19 protein-coding genes and 1 pseudogene are annotated in these 14,727 nt (G+C 42.4%); 8 read left to right on the top strand and 12 right to left on the bottom strand.

The window, feature by feature from the left end:
- Positions 1-91 precede the first annotated feature (91 nt).
- Positions 92-1,720, bottom strand: coding sequence for a peptide chain release factor 3 (gene prfC / locus LC586_RS10670; protein ID WP_229484512.1), 1,629 nt, complete (start codon positions 1,718-1,720; stop codon positions 92-94).
- A 124-nt stretch (positions 1,721-1,844) separates the two neighbouring features.
- On the opposite strand from prfC, the gene LC586_RS10665 reads away from it, so the two are divergent.
- Both LC586_RS10665 and hemB read left to right on the top strand, forming a co-directional pair.
- Positions 1,845-2,204, top strand: coding sequence for a DUF4870 domain-containing protein (locus LC586_RS10665; protein ID WP_229484511.1), 360 nt, complete (start codon positions 1,845-1,847; stop codon positions 2,202-2,204).
- 425 nt (positions 2,205-2,629) lie between these two features.
- Positions 2,630-3,610 (top strand): porphobilinogen synthase, encoded by a 981-nt coding sequence (gene hemB / locus LC586_RS10660; protein ID WP_229484510.1) that lies wholly within the window; start codon positions 2,630-2,632, stop codon positions 3,608-3,610.
- A gap of 130 nt (positions 3,611-3,740) precedes the next feature.
- Here the strand turns inward: hemB and LC586_RS10655 are convergent, their stop codons facing one another.
- The 6 genes and pseudogenes from LC586_RS10655 to LC586_RS10635 form a co-directional block, all read right to left on the bottom strand.
- Positions 3,741-4,103, bottom strand: a complete 363-nt coding sequence (locus tag LC586_RS10655) for a hypothetical protein (RefSeq protein ID WP_229484509.1) — start codon at positions 4,101-4,103, stop codon at positions 3,741-3,743.
- Between the two features lie 90 nt (positions 4,104-4,193).
- Entirely contained in the window at positions 4,194-4,463 is a 270-nt protein-coding gene (locus LC586_RS10650) for a hypothetical protein (protein ID WP_229484508.1), read from the bottom strand.
- Between the two features lie 242 nt (positions 4,464-4,705).
- Positions 4,706-4,933, bottom strand: coding sequence for a type II toxin-antitoxin system RelE family toxin (locus tag LC586_RS10645; RefSeq protein ID WP_309143371.1), 228 nt, complete (start codon positions 4,931-4,933; stop codon positions 4,706-4,708).
- A 29-nt stretch (positions 4,934-4,962) separates the two neighbouring features.
- On the bottom strand, positions 4,963-5,181 hold the full coding sequence (locus LC586_RS10640; RefSeq protein ID WP_229484506.1) for a hypothetical protein: 219 nt from the start codon (positions 5,179-5,181) through the stop codon (positions 4,963-4,965).
- 163 nt (positions 5,182-5,344) lie between these two features.
- Positions 5,345-5,512, bottom strand: a pseudogene (locus LC586_RS41850) (type II toxin-antitoxin system HicA family toxin); the annotation flags it as partial.
- 40 nt (positions 5,513-5,552) lie between these two features.
- A complete protein-coding gene (locus tag LC586_RS10635; RefSeq protein WP_229484505.1) occupies positions 5,553-5,777 on the bottom strand; it encodes a type II toxin-antitoxin system HicB family antitoxin in 225 nt (74 codons plus the stop codon).
- 317 nt (positions 5,778-6,094) lie between these two features.
- On the opposite strand from LC586_RS10635, the gene LC586_RS10630 reads away from it, so the two are divergent.
- On the top strand, positions 6,095-6,289 hold the full coding sequence (locus tag LC586_RS10630; protein WP_229484504.1) for a hypothetical protein: 195 nt from the start codon (positions 6,095-6,097) through the stop codon (positions 6,287-6,289).
- An 85-nt stretch (positions 6,290-6,374) separates the two neighbouring features.
- On the opposite strand, the gene LC586_RS40555 is transcribed toward LC586_RS10630, so the two are convergent.
- Both LC586_RS40555 and LC586_RS10625 read right to left on the bottom strand, forming a co-directional pair.
- Complete coding sequence (locus LC586_RS40555) at positions 6,375-6,503, bottom strand: DUF6887 family protein (protein WP_267921657.1); 129 nt, start codon at positions 6,501-6,503, stop codon at positions 6,375-6,377.
- Complete coding sequence (locus LC586_RS10625) at positions 6,500-6,673, bottom strand: DUF6888 family protein (protein WP_229484503.1); 174 nt, start codon at positions 6,671-6,673, stop codon at positions 6,500-6,502. Before LC586_RS10625 ends, LC586_RS40555 begins: the two co-directional genes overlap by 4 nt.
- Before the next feature lie 326 nt (positions 6,674-6,999).
- Here LC586_RS10625 and LC586_RS10620 point away from each other — a divergent pair, with 326 nt between their 5' ends.
- From LC586_RS10620 to LC586_RS10600, 5 genes are all read left to right on the top strand, one after another.
- Positions 7,000-7,983: an alpha-ketoacid dehydrogenase subunit beta gene (locus LC586_RS10620; RefSeq protein ID WP_229484502.1), complete on the top strand. Its 984-nt coding sequence runs from the start codon at positions 7,000-7,002 to the stop codon at positions 7,981-7,983.
- A gap of 240 nt (positions 7,984-8,223) precedes the next feature.
- Positions 8,224-9,636 carry a protein translocase subunit SecD gene (gene secD, locus LC586_RS10615; RefSeq protein ID WP_229484558.1) on the top strand — a complete coding sequence of 471 codons (1,413 nt, stop codon included), beginning with the start codon at positions 8,224-8,226 and terminating at the stop codon, positions 9,634-9,636.
- Entirely contained in the window at positions 9,633-10,619 is a 987-nt protein-coding gene (gene secF, locus LC586_RS10610; protein WP_229484501.1) for a protein translocase subunit SecF, read from the top strand. The genes secD and secF overlap by 4 nt, the downstream gene beginning before the upstream one ends.
- A 71-nt stretch (positions 10,620-10,690) precedes the next feature.
- Positions 10,691-11,104 carry a hypothetical protein gene (locus tag LC586_RS10605; RefSeq protein WP_229484500.1) on the top strand — a complete coding sequence of 138 codons (414 nt, stop codon included), beginning with the start codon at positions 10,691-10,693 and terminating at the stop codon, positions 11,102-11,104.
- Between the two features lie 100 nt (positions 11,105-11,204).
- The gene (locus LC586_RS10600) at positions 11,205-11,720 is read left to right on the top strand and encodes a GNAT family N-acetyltransferase (protein ID WP_229484499.1); all 516 of its coding nucleotides are present in this window, start codon (positions 11,205-11,207) and stop codon (positions 11,718-11,720) included.
- On the opposite strand, the gene LC586_RS10595 is transcribed toward LC586_RS10600, so the two are convergent.
- The 3 genes from LC586_RS10595 to prmC form a co-directional block, all read right to left on the bottom strand.
- On the bottom strand, positions 11,683-12,627 hold the full coding sequence (locus LC586_RS10595; RefSeq protein ID WP_229484498.1) for a sensor histidine kinase: 945 nt from the start codon (positions 12,625-12,627) through the stop codon (positions 11,683-11,685). The genes LC586_RS10600 and LC586_RS10595 overlap by 38 nt on opposite strands.
- 515 nt (positions 12,628-13,142) lie before the next feature.
- Positions 13,143-13,742, bottom strand: a complete 600-nt coding sequence (locus LC586_RS10590) for an L-threonylcarbamoyladenylate synthase (protein ID WP_229484497.1) — start codon at positions 13,740-13,742, stop codon at positions 13,143-13,145.
- A gap of 82 nt (positions 13,743-13,824) precedes the next feature.
- The gene (gene prmC, locus LC586_RS10585; RefSeq protein ID WP_229484496.1) at positions 13,825-14,709 is read right to left on the bottom strand and encodes a peptide chain release factor N(5)-glutamine methyltransferase; all 885 of its coding nucleotides are present in this window, start codon (positions 14,707-14,709) and stop codon (positions 13,825-13,827) included.
- Positions 14,710-14,727: the final 18 nt, after the last annotated feature.

The raw sequence follows: 14,727 nt of genomic DNA, 5'->3' as shown, positions 1-14,727 counted from the left end.
CAAAGACGTTTCCGTTAGCTTTGGTCAGAATTCAGTTGGCTCTTTTGTAGGACTAATTCTGAATTCTGAATTCTGTATTCTGTATTCTTCTTCATTCCTCCACTGGTTGTTGACTAGAAAAAACTGGGGCGATCGCGCTTAATTTTAACTCTGGATGGTCGCCCAGTAATTGTTGACAATTCCATTCATTGCGGAATAGCAACACTGGTCGTCCCATACTGTCTTTAACTGTAGTGGTATTGAATATTCGTCCCACTTTTTCTAAAGCTTCCCAACCACCCTCAACCCAACGGGCAACACTGTAGGGCAATAAGTCTAATATGGTTTCTACACCATACTCATTTTGTAAGCGAAACTGTACCACCTCGAATTGCAACTGACCCACCGCCGCCAAAATTGGATCGCGCTTGGCTTCATCAGTTGAATACATAATTTGCACAGCACCTTCTTCTCGCAATTCCGCAACGCCTTTTTGGAATTGTTTAGACTTCGAGGGGTTGGGATTCCTCAGAGATGCAAACAGTTCCGGCGAGAAATACGGAATCCCCTCATATTCGAGCTTTTGTCCCGTGTAAATTGTATCCCCGATCGCAAAAACACCAGGATTGTTCAAACCGATCACATCGCCAGGATAAGCCACATCAATCGATTCTCGCTCTTGGGCAAAGAGTTTTTGCGGGCGAGACAGACGGATGATTTTACCAATGCGGGCGTGATTCACCATCATATCTTTTTCAAACTTACCAGTGCAGACCCGGATAAATGCGACGCGATCGCGATGTTTCGGGTCCATGTTCGCTTGCAGTTTGAAGACAAACCCCGAAAATTCTGGATATGTAGGGGGAACTTCGCCAACACTGCTGTAGTGAGAACCGGGTTTGAGGGCATAGTCGAGAAAATACTTGAGGAATAACTCTACCCCAAAGTTGGTCATAGCGCTACCAAAGAACACAGGCGTCATTTTGCCTTCGTGTACCAACTGCAAATCTAACTCTGGCCCAACTCCATCTAACAGTTCGAGATCATTTTTCAGTTGGTAGTACAGGCTTTGTTCTAGCTGCTCTTCTATTCTCGGATCGCCTAATTCCACTATCGTATCACGGGCTTCTCGGCTGCCGTGGGCGCTGCGTTCAAACAGGTGAATTTGTTGCTTGTGTCGGTCAAAAACACCTTTAAAGCGATCGCCCATACCAATCGGCCAGTTTACCGCATAGGTTTGTAATCCCAGTTCTTGCTCAATTTCATCCAAAAGTTCCAAAGGTTCTCTTCCTGGGCGATCGAGCTTGTTGATAAATGTAAAAATCGGGATACCCCGCAACTTACACACTTCAAATAATTTGCGGGTTTGGGGTTCCAAACCTTTTGCCGCATCAATTAACATCACTGCATTATCGGCGGCGGCAAGGGTGCGATAAGTATCTTCACTGAAGTCTTGGTGTCCGGGAGTGTCTAATAAATTTATCTGACAGTCCCGGTATTCAAATTGCAACACAGTCGAAGTAATAGAAATACCCCGTTGTTGTTCCATCGCCATCCAGTCAGAGGTCGCCTTACGCTGTGCCCGTCGCGCCTTAACCGCCCCAGCTTCGTGAATTGCACCTCCGTACAGGAGTAGTTTTTCTGTTAGTGTAGTTTTACCCGCATCAGGGTGAGAAATAATCGCAAAGTTGCGGCGAAGTTCAACTGCTTGAATAAGTTCAGACTGAAGTTCAGTAGACATAAGTGTATTTGTTTGTTAGCTAGCTTAATTTTTTTTTGACTCTAGTAAGTCTTTTAATCTTAAGACAACGATGCTCGTGATAGGGTCGTAATATAACCAACAATCAACTAAATAGGAGAAAGAAATGTACGACACAGACAAGCGAAAGCTTCTATCCGCCTTATCGCATGGAGCTATTTTTCTCAGCACGACATTGATATCTGTAGGTATACCTATCGCCATACTGTTCGTATCTGATGATCCTGTTGTTAAAGAAAACGCCAAAGAATCCATTAATTTCCACTTCAACGTCTGGCTTTATGGAGGAATTCTGGGAACGCTGTTTTTTCTATTCGGTTGGTTAGTGTTACCTCTATTATTGCTGGGGCCATTAGCCGGTCTGGGATATCTATTACACTGGGGATTAACAATTTGGGCGCTCATAAAAGTTTTCAGCAATCCTGATATACCCTTCCGTTATCCCTATATTTTCCGAGTTTTTTAATACAAATTATCATAGGGCATGGGGCATGGGGCATAGGGCATGGGGCATAAGGTCATTGGTAATTGTCATTTATTTACTACCAAGTACAACATCTCATTAATTCGTAGCGAATTCTCTGCGTGCCTCTGCGTTTACCTCTGCGCCCCTTTGCGTTTAAATTTCAACCCTCAATTCCCCACGATTTTACCAACAGACAGTCTTATCATTTTGAATGCGTGAATTGCTTACTATGTTGTTTTTTTTCCAGCCCGTCGGATAGATGCAACCAAGCTGTAGAATACAAAATTGCCCCACAACTTGATTAAGAGTAGGGCAAAGGACAGTTAAGCACTGTTTGTAGTCTGTCTGACGGCAGGAAAATTTTAGCCTGCTTTTGTGACGCTTTGTTTTGTGTCCATTCGCGTTGTTTTTCTTCATAAAATTTTATGTTTCCTATACATCGCCCCCGTCGTCTGCGTACTCATCCTCAACTGCGCCGGATGGTTCGTGAAACTGTTTTGACAACAAGCGATTTAATTTACCCACTATTTGCTGTACCGGGTGAGGGAATCGCTAACGAAGTAAAATCGATGCCCGGAGTCTACCAACTTTCGGTAGATAAAATTGTCGAAGAGGCAAAAGAAGTTTACGACTTAGGAATTCCTTCGATTATTCTATTTGGTATTCCGGCTGATAAAGATGTTGATGCCACTGGCGCTTGGCATGATTGCGGTATCGTTCAGAAAGCGGCGACGGCGGTAAAAGCAGCAGTGCCAGATTTGATTGTAATTGCCGATACTTGTTTATGTGAGTACACCAGTCACGGTCATTGTGGTTATTTACAAGTTGGTGATTTAACAGGACGAGTTTTAAATGACCCAACTCTGGAATTGTTGAAAAAAACAGCAGTTTCTCAAGCGAAAGCCGGTGCCGATATCATCGCGCCTTCTGGGATGATGGATGGCTTTGTCCAGGCAATTCGTCAGGGTTTGGATAAAGCCGGATTTCAAGATACACCGATTTTGTCTTATGCTGCTAAGTATGCTTCGGGTTATTATGGCCCATTTCGGGATGCAGCAGACTCGACACCGCAGTTTGGGGACAGAAGGACTTATCAAATGGACCCAGGTAACGCCCGCGAAGCAATTAAAGAGATTGAATTAGATATTGCTGAAGGTGCGGATATGCTCATGGTTAAGCCAGCCCTGGCATACATGGACATTATCTGGCGGGTGAAGGAAGCGAGTAACTTACCTGTTGCGGCTTACAATGTTTCTGGTGAGTATGCGATGGTAAAAGCTGCGGCTCTCAATGGTTGGATTGATGAAGAGCGGGTGGTTTTGGAAACTTTAACTGGGTTTAAACGCGCTGGTGCAGACTTGATTTTGACTTATCATGCCAAAGATGCGGCGCGATGGTTAAAGTAGGCTAGGCATATTGAATACTAATTTAGTGGGAAATCTCACGCAGAGGCGCTTCAGACACAGAGTTGTGTTTTAGTGTTTGGGCGTGAGATTTTTGTGTTTTGGCTTGATCTGGTGCGAAATCCAAAAAAAATTAACTAATCCGCGTTGTACTTGTCATACGTGTATTGCAAGAATGATAAAAGTTATGCTCAGTGTCATCACAGATTCCATTTAAACCTTGTGCCGGATCAACATTGAATTCAACACCAGAAAATAAATTTATCTGGTCATTTAATTGTCGTCTCAAATCTAGTAATATTGGAGAAATAATCATCTCAGAGCGAGCTTTTTCACTATTACTGGCAATAGCTATAGGTACATTATATTGAAGAATTTCTTTTAATAAATCACTGCATTCTATATCAGGTATATTAGCAAAAATATCAGTTCTTTCAATAGTATTTATTTGAAAGTTCTGTTTGACTTTCTCTAAAGTAAAATCACTATATGCCATATTAGGAAACGTTTTCACGCAATAAAGTCTTACCAGGAACACCACCCCACAATAACGCTGAAATCCAAACATTGACATCCAGAATAACTCTCATGGATTAGACCATAACTCCCGTCGGACATCCTTGACAATTTCGCTAATTTCTTCCAGCGTGGGTTGATTAGGATCAGGTTCTAAATCTTCTAAGCCTTGCAGAAATTCATCTAAATCTACATTTGGGTGAGTGATTTTTTCTAAAACAATACAATTTATTTTAATAGTTACTCGGTATTCATCACCCGGTTGAAGTTTATATTGAATTTCTGGTGGGAGATTAATTTGCTTTTCGTCAGTTACTCTGATAATTGGATCTGTCTCCATAAATTTACTCCGTTATTGGATTAAATAAATCCTCATATATCATTCCCAAGTTCTTGTCTAACTTCTTTGACTATTTGACTGAACTGCGTAGGTTTTGCCTAAAAAAGCACTCTGGGGTAGGTTGGGTTGAGGAACGAAACCCAACATTTAGCGGGGTTTGTTGGGTAACGCATTGCCTTAACCCAACCTACAAATATTCTTAACCGAGCAGTCTTGTAATGCACCCAACTTTCTGTACTTAATTAGTTGTAGATATCTCGGCGATGTCCAACCTTGTGAATTGTGAGCAGATGCGCTTCTGTATTAAAGGAATAGATAATTCGATAGTCACCTATTCTAAGTTTAAACAGACCACTGAGGTCAGCGCTGAGAGCTTGGGGAGTTACATCATCGAAATTCTTAGATAACCAATGAACTTTACGCAAGATGCGTTCCTGGATAGTTGATGCAAGTGCTTCTAAATTGGTAATAGCTTATTTCGTGAATTCAACGCTGTAACTCATTCCCACTGCAAACCAAGTTTTTTTGCTATTTCCTTAGCCGGAACTCCACCTTCTCCTGCTTGAGTACGCTGTAGAGAGTCAAGTAGTTGCTGCTTCACTTCTGGCTTTACTTGTTTACCTTCATCGGGGTCAATCAGTAGAGATTGAATGGTTTCAGCAACAGTTTCCTGGATTAGTAGCTTGAGTTCTTCAATAGTTAAATCTTTGACTTGCATGGGGTCGATAAATAGTAACTTTTTACCTTACTATAGCAATCCTAAATCATTCGTGAGAGACAATTCTGCATAAATCAACTCCGTATCTGTTTGGCGGGGGGAGACAAAAGTGCCTATTGGCAAGGTGGGATTCTTACTCATTTGTCTCAGTTATTACTTCTTGTTATAGTGTCGTTTCATCCTCAGAAATGTCAATGGCTTGTAGAACCTGTTTAACTATTTTTGGGTGCAATACTTTTCCTGAATGAAAAGGAATTACGACTCTCACTTCTTCTCGAAAATAAATCCTGTGACTTCCTTTACTTCTAATTTGAATAAAACCTGCATCTAATAAGAGTTTTTCAGCTTATATTGCAGTTAAACGTGGCAGCTTAGGCAATTTTTACCTCCAAGGTTATTGTGAATATTTCCTTGTTATGAAGCGCCTGTTTTTCTGAATTTGACAAGGTTTCTATATAAAGCTCAACTGCTTCTTTAATATTTGCCTGTACTTCCTCTAGTGAATCACCTTGAGATTGACAACCAGGTAGTTCTGGGCAATAAGCATAATATCCATGTTCATCTTTTTCGATAACGATGCTAACTTTATACGACATATCAAAGTTACCTTTGCTCATTCAATAACTATTATCACCTCTGATCCCTCTCATCTCCCCACCTCTGGCTCTACTGTGTACACACAAGTCGAAAATTCCCTATCCAAATTGACTTTACAGCCCACAAATTAAAACCTCACCCAAGATTTACCAAGGGTAAATTTTTCCTTCTCCTTGGCAAGACTACATCGCATTCACAAAAGTTTAGTTAACTTCACTTAGATTATTTTGATATTTCCGGTAGTAAATCAATCATAAGCTCGTTACAACAATTGTTGCAATGACTTAAACGTTTGTTATACATGGAGGAGCAATTGTTGCAAAGCATTAAGCGTTTGCTGCAACTGATTATACATTTGCAAGAAATACTTAAGCGTTTCTTATATATGGAAGAGCAATTGTTGCAAAGTATTAAGCGTTTGCTGCAACTGATTATACATTTGCAAGAAATACTTAAGCGTTTCTTATATATCGAAGAGCATTTGTTGCAAACGTTTAAATTTGACAGATAGAAGTAGAGTACATTACAGCTTTAACCTAACGCATCGTGCTATCTAGTGATGCGTTAGACGTTCATATCAAGTTTGTCGTGAAAAATCATCTCGAAATATGCACTAGCTTTAACGCTGATAAATAAGTTTGAAAAGCTTCATCATCTTCTCTATGGTCAAGGATATATTGACGCAATTGGACACGGGGCATTGTCATAAAATCTGGCTTATTCATACATATCTCCATTTCCCCTCTAGGTAAATTATAATTTCATTTTCTTGACCAGCGAGAATTACAACATTTTTTGTTCGTTCATCGATTCGCACTAAAAACACAGGTAAATACATTTTAGTAGCCCAAAAACTTAAGATAAACAACGTTTTCAATTGTTCTACAGTAGGCATATTTAAATTATTGCCATAACAGATTTTTTATGGCTTGAGTTAAGTTACTATGCTTTTAATCGTGAAAATTGAAGCATATTTTATACATTTGTCCTAAGTTTTATTACATAAACAAGTTAGCCGTATTTGTCAGAGGGGGAGGCGATCGCTCATAAAACCTCTAAAATCTAAATAAAGTAGCTGTTGATATAGTTATGGCAATTACTCGCTCTATGCTTGGGGCGGTTCGTTTAAAAAACCCAATCTCTAACTAGTGCGATCGCTCACCGTATTTGCGACAGCAGCACGATAAAATTCTAAAACTATAATCGTACTAAAAGGTCTAAATGGCAGAAACATTATTCTTCAACGCCCTACGGGAAGCCATTGATGAAGAAATGGCGCGTGATTCCAGTGTATTTGTTCTCGGTGAAGATGTCGGACACTACGGCGGTTCCTACAAAGTTACCAAAGACCTGTACCAAAAATATGGCGAACTCCGCATTCTAGACACCCCCATTGCCGAAAATAGCTTTACCGGCATGGCAGTGGGAGCAGCCATGACAGGGTTACGTCCCATCATTGAAGGCATGAATATGGGCTTTTTACTGCTCGCCTTCAACCAAATATCCAACAACGCTGGGATGCTGCGCTATACTTCTGGCGGTAACTTTAAAATTCCGATGGTAATTCGCGGCCCTGGTGGTGTGGGACGGCAGCTAGGCGCAGAACATTCCCAGCGACTAGAAACTTACTTCCAAGCTGTGCCAGGGTTGAAAATTGTTGCCTGCTCCACACCAAGAAACGCCAAAGGACTGCTGAAATCGGCTATCCGCGATGATAACCCCGTGTTGTTCTTTGAACACGTTCTGCTTTACAACTTGAAAGAAGATTTACCAGAAGAAGAATATTTACTACCCCTAGATAAAGCAGAAGTTGTGCGTCAAGGAAAGGATGTCACAATTATCACTTATTCACGGATGCGGCATCATGTGCTGCAAGCATTAAAAACACTTGAAAAACAAGGTTATGATCCAGAAGTTATTGATTTAATATCCCTCAAGCCATTAGATTTTGATACCATTGGTGCATCAGTGCGTAAAACCCATAAAGTCATTGTTGTGGAAGAATCCATGCGAACTGCGGGTATTGGAGCAGAAGTCATCGCCTCAATAAATGATCGCTTATTTGATGAATTGGATGCACCAGTACTGCGCCTTTCTTCCCAAGATATCCCCACGCCTTACAACGGCAACCTGGAACGACTAACAATCATCCAACCAGAGCAAATCGTGGAAGCTGTGGAAAAAATGGTAGCTTTGCGAGTTTAAAAGTTAGAAGTTAAAAGTTAGGAGTGAGGAGTTAAGAATTTAATCTTGAATTTACAACTCCTAACTCCTAATTCACAACTCCTAACTCTCAACTCCTAACTCTCAACAAATTAGCAACCAAAGCCCAAACATTTACATTTTTGTTCACAACTCCTAATTCACAACTCCTAACTCTCAACTCCTAACTCATAACTCCTCAAAAGAGCGCTATTATAGCCTTTGTCAGTTGCGAGTTATGGTATGCAAAGACAGCGATCGCTATTAATTTTGATTTTAGTCCTGATAATCGCCGCTATTACGGTGATTGCTACAATTCCGATACCTCTTGGGCTGGACTTGCGCGGAGGCTCACAGCTCACAATTCAGGTGAAACCATCAGCCGATATTCCCCAAATCACCGAACGAGAATTGGAAGGTGTAAAGAAAGTTGTCGAAGGTCGGATTAATGGTCTGGGTGTTTCTGAGCCATTGATCCAAACAGTCGGCGCAGATAAAATACTGGTGCAACTACCAGGAGTTAATGACCCAGAGCAAGCCGAACGGGTGCTAGGCGGTACGGCGCAGTTAGAATTTCGCACCCAAAAGCCGAATACAGAAACCCAACTGCTTGCTTTCCAAGCATCTAGAGCCGAATTGAAAGGCAAGCAAGAAGAGTTGAGAAAGAGTACTGACAAAGCAGCAATTGTCAAGAATCAAGAAGATTTGCTTTCAAATAATCAAGCGATCGCAGAATTGTTTGAAAGCACCAATCCACCGCTAATTGGGAAATACCTCAAGGATGCCTATGGTGAACCCAGTCAAGGTAATAACTGGCATGTTGCCATTCGCTTCGACCAACAGGGTGGTCAACTGTTTGCCAATTTGACAAAAAATCTTGCCGGTACTGGGCGTAGCATTGGTGTTTTTCTGGACAATGAACTGATCAGCGCTCCTACCGTGGGTATAGAATTTGCCGCCGCAGGTATTAGTGGTGGCTCTGCCATAATTACAGGACGGTTTACCGCACAACAAGCCAATGATTTAGGCGTGCAGCTACGTGGTGGTGCATTACCCGTACCAGTAGAAATTGCAGAAAGGCGGACAGTAGGGGCAACTTTGGGTAAAGATAGTATTCAAAGCAGTATTTATGCTGGGGTTGGTGGTCTAACTTTAGTATTAATATTCATGGTGTTTTATTATCGATTACCAGGACTGATTGCGGATGTGTCACTAGTGATCTACTCCCTCTTAACTTGGTCAACCTTTGCTTTATTGGGTGTCACCCTAACTTTGCCGGGAATTGCAGGTTTTATCCTCAGTATTGGGATGGCGGTTGATGCCAACGTGCTAATTTTTGAACGGACGCGGGAAGAATTGCGGGCTGGTAAATCCCTATATCGTTCTGTGGAATCTGGTTTTTACCGAGCATTTTCTAGTATTTTAGATAGCAATGTCACTACATGGATTGCTTGTGCTGCCCTGTTTTGGCTGGGGTCTGGTTTAGTCAAAGGCTTTGCACTGACCTTAGCTTTGGGAGTGGGTGTGAGTATGTTTAGCGCAATTACCTGTAGTCGGACATTGCTGTTTTTGGCAATTTCAATTCCCTCTTTGCGGAAGACAGAACTTTTCTGTCCAAACCTGCCAGCATCGAATAAGGCAGAGGTGGCTCGATGAAACTGAGTATAAACAAATCGCGATCGCTTTGGTGGGCTATTTCTGCTGCGATTATTCTCGCCGGTATCATCTCAATGGTGATTTCTTGGCAACAACCCAATATTCACGCACCCTTACGCCCCGGTTTAGATTTTATCGGTGGTACACGGTTGCAGTTTGTCCGAGATTGCACCAAACCAGGCAATTGCGACAAACCAATTGATATCAACGCTGTCCGGGAAGTAGCTAAAGCGCAGGGGCTAGGTGATAGTAGCATCCAACTTATCTCCGAAAATGGGGCAGAAAATGGTGTATTAATTCGGTCAAAAGATTTAAGTGTCGATCAGCGCACCAACTTGCAAAATACTTTAAGCCAACAAATTGGTGCTTTTGATCCGCAAAAAAACCAAATTGACTCCGTTGGCCCTACTTTGGGAAAAGAACTGTTGAGGTCTGGGATATTAGCTCTGATAGTTTCCTTCATCGGTATTACTATCTATATGAGCTTCCGCTTCCAGTTAGATTATGCCGTGTTTGCGATCGTTGCCCTATTGCACGATATTTTGATCACGGTAGGGGCTTTTTCAATTTTGGGTTTGGTGGCGGGTATCGAAGTAGATAGCCTTTTTATTGTCGCCTTACTTACCATCACAGGTTTCTCAGTCAACGACACAGTGGTGATTTACGATCGCATTCGGGAAACCATTAAAATCAATCCTGAACGCCCAATTGCCGAAATTGTAGATGATGCGGTTAACCAAACTTTGACAAGATCAATCAACACGACCTTAACCGTGTTGCTAACATTATCTGCTATCTTTCTATTTGGCGGAGAAACACTGAGATATTTCGCTCTAGCTTTGATTATTGGCTTCACGATGGGAGCTTATTCAAGTATTTTCATCGCCAGTACTCTCCTTACTTGGTGGCGAGAAAGGGGTCAATCTCAAATGGTAGAAAGCTTAGAGCCGATTGATACATCTACCAGTTCCCAGGATAGTTAAACTTGTGTGCATTTCACAATTGGTTTACTGATTTTGAATTGCTCACCTATGCTTTGGAATTTTATTCCCCTATGGATCAACCGGAAGAACCATTAATTACTGGCCCAGACTTGGAAAAATCTGACCCATCCTTTGCTCAACAAGTACAAAGACTACACCAACTGACAATATATGGTAGGTGGCTGTTTGTCGGCTTTTTGTGGCTCACCATTGCGCCTGTTAGCTTGTGGGGTCTACGTGCAGAAATTTCTCTGTGGCAACAATATTTTACCTGGGTAGCGGTGCGATATGGACTCTTCTACCATCCACTGTCTACCTTTGGTTTAGCCTTTTGTATTGGAATGACTGCTGCTGTTTTAGTTTGGCAAAGTCGAAATATCTTACTCGGACTACCACAGCAGGAAAAACAACGTTTAGAAACACAAGTTTATCGGATACGTCAGCAGGGGCCAACTCATCCTCTATGGAAGTGGGTTTGCCATTAAACTTTCTTTCTCGTTGCATATATATGATGTACATGTACAGCAATTTCTCGCAAAATATGACTTAACCATACAAAGATATATCTAAAGGTAGATGCCATACATGAACGAGTCTCAGATTAAATTTAGCGAACAGTTCTGCTGCGCCAAAGGCGATGTCTACGACGGGCTATGCCTACGCAAGTCTGAAATTGACCTTTACCAACTCCAAGAACTGTTAAATGTTTCAGCTTTTTGGGCAAAAGGTCGCAGTATTGAAGATTTAGGTATAGCCATTGCCAACAGTGAGCCAGTGATTTCCGTCTACGATGGCGATCAACTCATTGGCTTTGCTAGAGCAACATCTGATGGCATCTATCGCGCCACAATTTGGGATGTTGTGATTCATCCAGAATATCAAAGTAGTGGGCTAGGAAGTAAGTTAGTAGAAACCGTTTTGAGTCATCCCCGCATGAAGTGGGTTGAGCGCGTTTACCTGATGACTACTCACCAGCAGGGTTTCTACGAAAAGATTGGTTTTCAACCCAACACCACCACTACGATGGTGTTACACAACCAACCTAACCGTGCTTTCGTTCCTCCTACAGAAGTTCAGCTTCAGGAATCACTAGGGGGATAGAGATTTGTAGTCTGCTAATCTCTTGATGTGGTTCCTTCGCAATGGTCGAGGGCAGGATTTCTAACTTTCCTCCCATAACTTCCACCAGAGTCTGATTGATTAATAGCCTCATCCCTGGGGAAAGAGCAGCGTTTTTTTGGTCAATCTGGGTCGGCTGATCTTCAGATATAATCAAATCAATCGCTTCGCTCCAGGGTATGGCATGGGTTGGTACATCCAACCAAATGTTTACAAAATTACTTGTAGGTACTGTGCTGCTAGAAATACAGATGCTGCCTTCCTCCATTTGAGTAATGGCAGTGTCTATTAAACTTATCAATATTTGGCGGAGCCAGAGGTAATCTGCCAAAACATAAATTTCTGAGTCGGCGGGTAACAATTGCAAGACAAAATTGCGATTGGCCGCCAGCATATAAGTTAAGTTATGAACCTCTTGCAAAACTTGGGCTAATGGTCTAGGCTGAATATCTAATTTATTAGTACCGTGTTCAGCTCTAGCAACGCTGAGAATTTCATCCATCAGCTTGAGTAGCTTCAGCGTTCGTTCGTAAGCTTGGGCAATAAATTCTCGTTCTTCAGCCGGGTCTTCACACAGATCGGACAAAATTAACTGATGCAAGCCTATCAGACCACTGAGAGGCGATCGCAATTCATGGGTAGTCCGCGCCAAAAAACCAGCTTTAAACTGGCTCATTTCCCTTGCCATAAGGTATGCCAGCTGCGTTTGCTGTAGCTGTTGCGATATTGGTGGCATATCTTCTTGATCTAATGGCGCTACTGGGGATGAGCTAGATGAAACATTAGGCGATGCCTGCGGCAGGAGGCGTAGCCATCGCGCAAATAACTGACGGAAAATCATACCTAGTGCTATTCCTGCTCCTAGATATATCCAGTTGCTCCAATTCATAATCTGGCAATTATTAACTTGTTAACAGTACGCGGAAGTCCTTACCTTCAATGTACTTATAAGGTGGGGATTGTGAGCGGGTGATGACGATTGCATTGCATCCAGCATTTGTTTTTGCTGTGCAAAAACAAATGCTGGATGTATGGTAAGCATTGCGTTAGCAGCGTACTCTTACAGTGAAGCAAGCTACGCGCAGCGTCTCGTAAAGAGGAACGAACGTCGGAATCACCAATTTTTCTGGTACGATAGTTACTGTCTTGACCATCAATGCCATAAGCGAAAACCAAGCTCATAGGTATATGTTGCAAGAAAAGGATTTGGGTCTTGGGAACCAGGACTCCTGCCCTTGGAGGGAATGTCAGACCAATAGAACTACGGAGTCCTAGAGGCTATTGCCGATGAATTGGGAAGCCCCGTTCGTCTATACGTTGGGGTAGTTCACTTGACCACAACAGCGCAAACTAAAGTTCCAGATTTCTCTGTTGCTAAAACCAGGAAGACAACATTATAGCGACCTATATTTGGTTATCACTGGAAATATCTAACTTTATCGCACCTTGCCGCAAAATCTGCCAATTTATTCCTGTCCATTTAGCAACAGTGGAAGGTACACCCACCCCTGATATTTCACTCTGGTAATCTAAAGTCAGAACCTTGGGAAACTGAACCTCAATTTCTGTCATCGTTTGCAAAGGCGGCTGACCAGAAAAATTGGCGCTAGTAGTAGCAAGTGGGCCTGTTTGCGCCAAAATAGTTTGAGCGATCGCACTGTTTGGGACTCGAATACCAATTGTCGTAGGATCAATAGGGTTCATAACTTTTGGTAGGCGATCGCTTGCTGGCAAAACTAACGTCAGCCCTCCTGGCCAATATTTATCTGCTAATTCTCGCCAAACTTTATACTCGTTCTCATTACCTTTAACATACAGCCACAAATCTTCAGCACTAGCAGCCATCAAAATCAAAGGTTTGTCTTGACTGCGTTGCTTCGCCGCAAAAATTAATCCTGCTTTTTCTGGTATCGCTGCAAGTGCAGGAACAGTATCCGTGGGAAAACTCACCAAAAGCCCAGCGCGTGCGCCAGCTATTAGATTTGTTAAAGAAACTTGTGTCATGTTTACAAAGTTAAGAGTAGAGACGCGATTAATCGCGTCTGTACAGGAATTAGGAGTGAGGAATTGTCATAACTCATCACTCCTAACTTTTATAAGCTACGGCAAAGCGTTCAATTCCAGCTAAATCAGCGTGAATTTGAATTTTACAATAGCTACCTTGATTTTGTAAAAGTTCTCGCACTGCATCCGCCTGTCCTGCCATCATCTCAATTAACCACACGCCACCAGGTTGCAAATAGCTGGGAGAAATTTCTATCAAATGGCGAATGCAATTTAAGCCATCAGTGCCACCATCCAAAGCTAGATGTGGTTCATGGTTAACTACTTCTGGTTGCAGGGTAGGTAAGATACTGGTGGGTATGTAAGGGGGGTTCGACACCATACCACTGAACTGACCTTTGAGAAATGTCAGTGGCTCCCACCAGGAACCTTGATAAAATTTAATCCGGTCAGCAAAACCTAAATTACGGGCGTTGGTTTGTGCGATCGCCAGAGCTTCTAAACTGTAATCAACTGCATGAATTGTTGCTGGCAAGACATCTGCTAATCCCAGTGCGATCGCTCCACTCCCAGTGCCTAAATCAGCCCAGTGTCCTGAAGTATTACTAGCAGATGCTAAAGCTAAATCAATTAAGCATTCTGTCTCTGGTCTGGGAATCAAAACCGCACTGGACACTGCAATTTGAAAGTTACGCCAAGGTGTAACTCCGGCAATATACTGCACTGGTAAGCGGTCATTTAATCGCCTCTGCCACAAACTATCTAACTCTTCTAGAGGCAATTGCAGCTGAATTTGGGGCCAGTTTTTAAAAGACTCCAAACGCAGTGCCAAGCGGTCTAACCCAGCAACTTCGAGCAGCAGCCAATCTACCTCGGCTGGTGAGACATCAGTGGCGATCGCTGCTTGGAGAGCAGTATTGCGCCACTGCCAAAGTTGTAAACCAGATATCAGATGTTTCTCCCCCATGCCTCAACCTTGGAGTGC

The sequence above is a fragment of the Nostoc favosum CHAB5714 genome (assembly GCF_020829495.1).
GTDB classification, from domain to species: domain Bacteria; phylum Cyanobacteriota; class Cyanobacteriia; order Cyanobacteriales; family Nostocaceae; genus Nostoc; species Nostoc favosum.
The sequence above is the reverse complement of the archived record's forward strand: the minus strand, read 5'-3'. Positions and strand labels throughout refer to the sequence as shown.

Excerpts from the sequence above, each read along its gene's own strand:
- prfC (WP_229484512.1), bottom strand. The coding sequence starts at position 1,720 with ATGTCTACTGAACTTCAGTCTGAACTTATTCAAGCAGTTGAACTTCGC.
- LC586_RS10665 (WP_229484511.1), top strand. The coding sequence starts at position 1,845 with ATGTACGACACAGACAAGCGAAAGCTTCTATCCGCCTTATCGCATGGA.
- hemB (WP_229484510.1), top strand. The coding sequence starts at position 2,630 with ATGTTTCCTATACATCGCCCCCGTCGTCTGCGTACTCATCCTCAACTG.
- LC586_RS10655 (WP_229484509.1), bottom strand. The coding sequence starts at position 4,103 with ATGGCATATAGTGATTTTACTTTAGAGAAAGTCAAACAGAACTTTCAA.
- LC586_RS10650 (WP_229484508.1), bottom strand. The coding sequence starts at position 4,463 with ATGGAGACAGATCCAATTATCAGAGTAACTGACGAAAAGCAAATTAAT.
- LC586_RS10640 (WP_229484506.1), bottom strand. The coding sequence starts at position 5,181 with ATGCAAGTCAAAGATTTAACTATTGAAGAACTCAAGCTACTAATCCAG.
- LC586_RS10635 (WP_229484505.1), bottom strand. The coding sequence starts at position 5,777 with ATGTCGTATAAAGTTAGCATCGTTATCGAAAAAGATGAACATGGATAT.
- LC586_RS40555 (WP_267921657.1), bottom strand. The coding sequence starts at position 6,503 with ATGAATAAGCCAGATTTTATGACAATGCCCCGTGTCCAATTGCGTCAA.
- LC586_RS10625 (WP_229484503.1), bottom strand. The coding sequence starts at position 6,673 with ATGCCTACTGTAGAACAATTGAAAACGTTGTTTATCTTAAGTTTTTGG.
- LC586_RS10620 (WP_229484502.1), top strand. The coding sequence starts at position 7,000 with ATGGCAGAAACATTATTCTTCAACGCCCTACGGGAAGCCATTGATGAA.
- secD (WP_229484558.1), top strand. The coding sequence starts at position 8,224 with ATGCAAAGACAGCGATCGCTATTAATTTTGATTTTAGTCCTGATAATC.
- secF (WP_229484501.1), top strand. The coding sequence starts at position 9,633 with ATGAAACTGAGTATAAACAAATCGCGATCGCTTTGGTGGGCTATTTCT.
- LC586_RS10605 (WP_229484500.1), top strand. The coding sequence starts at position 10,691 with ATGGATCAACCGGAAGAACCATTAATTACTGGCCCAGACTTGGAAAAA.
- LC586_RS10600 (WP_229484499.1), top strand. The coding sequence starts at position 11,205 with ATGAACGAGTCTCAGATTAAATTTAGCGAACAGTTCTGCTGCGCCAAA.
- LC586_RS10595 (WP_229484498.1), bottom strand. The coding sequence starts at position 12,627 with ATGAATTGGAGCAACTGGATATATCTAGGAGCAGGAATAGCACTAGGT.
- LC586_RS10590 (WP_229484497.1), bottom strand. The coding sequence starts at position 13,742 with ATGACACAAGTTTCTTTAACAAATCTAATAGCTGGCGCACGCGCTGGG.
- prmC (WP_229484496.1), bottom strand. The coding sequence starts at position 14,709 with ATGGGGGAGAAACATCTGATATCTGGTTTACAACTTTGGCAGTGGCGC.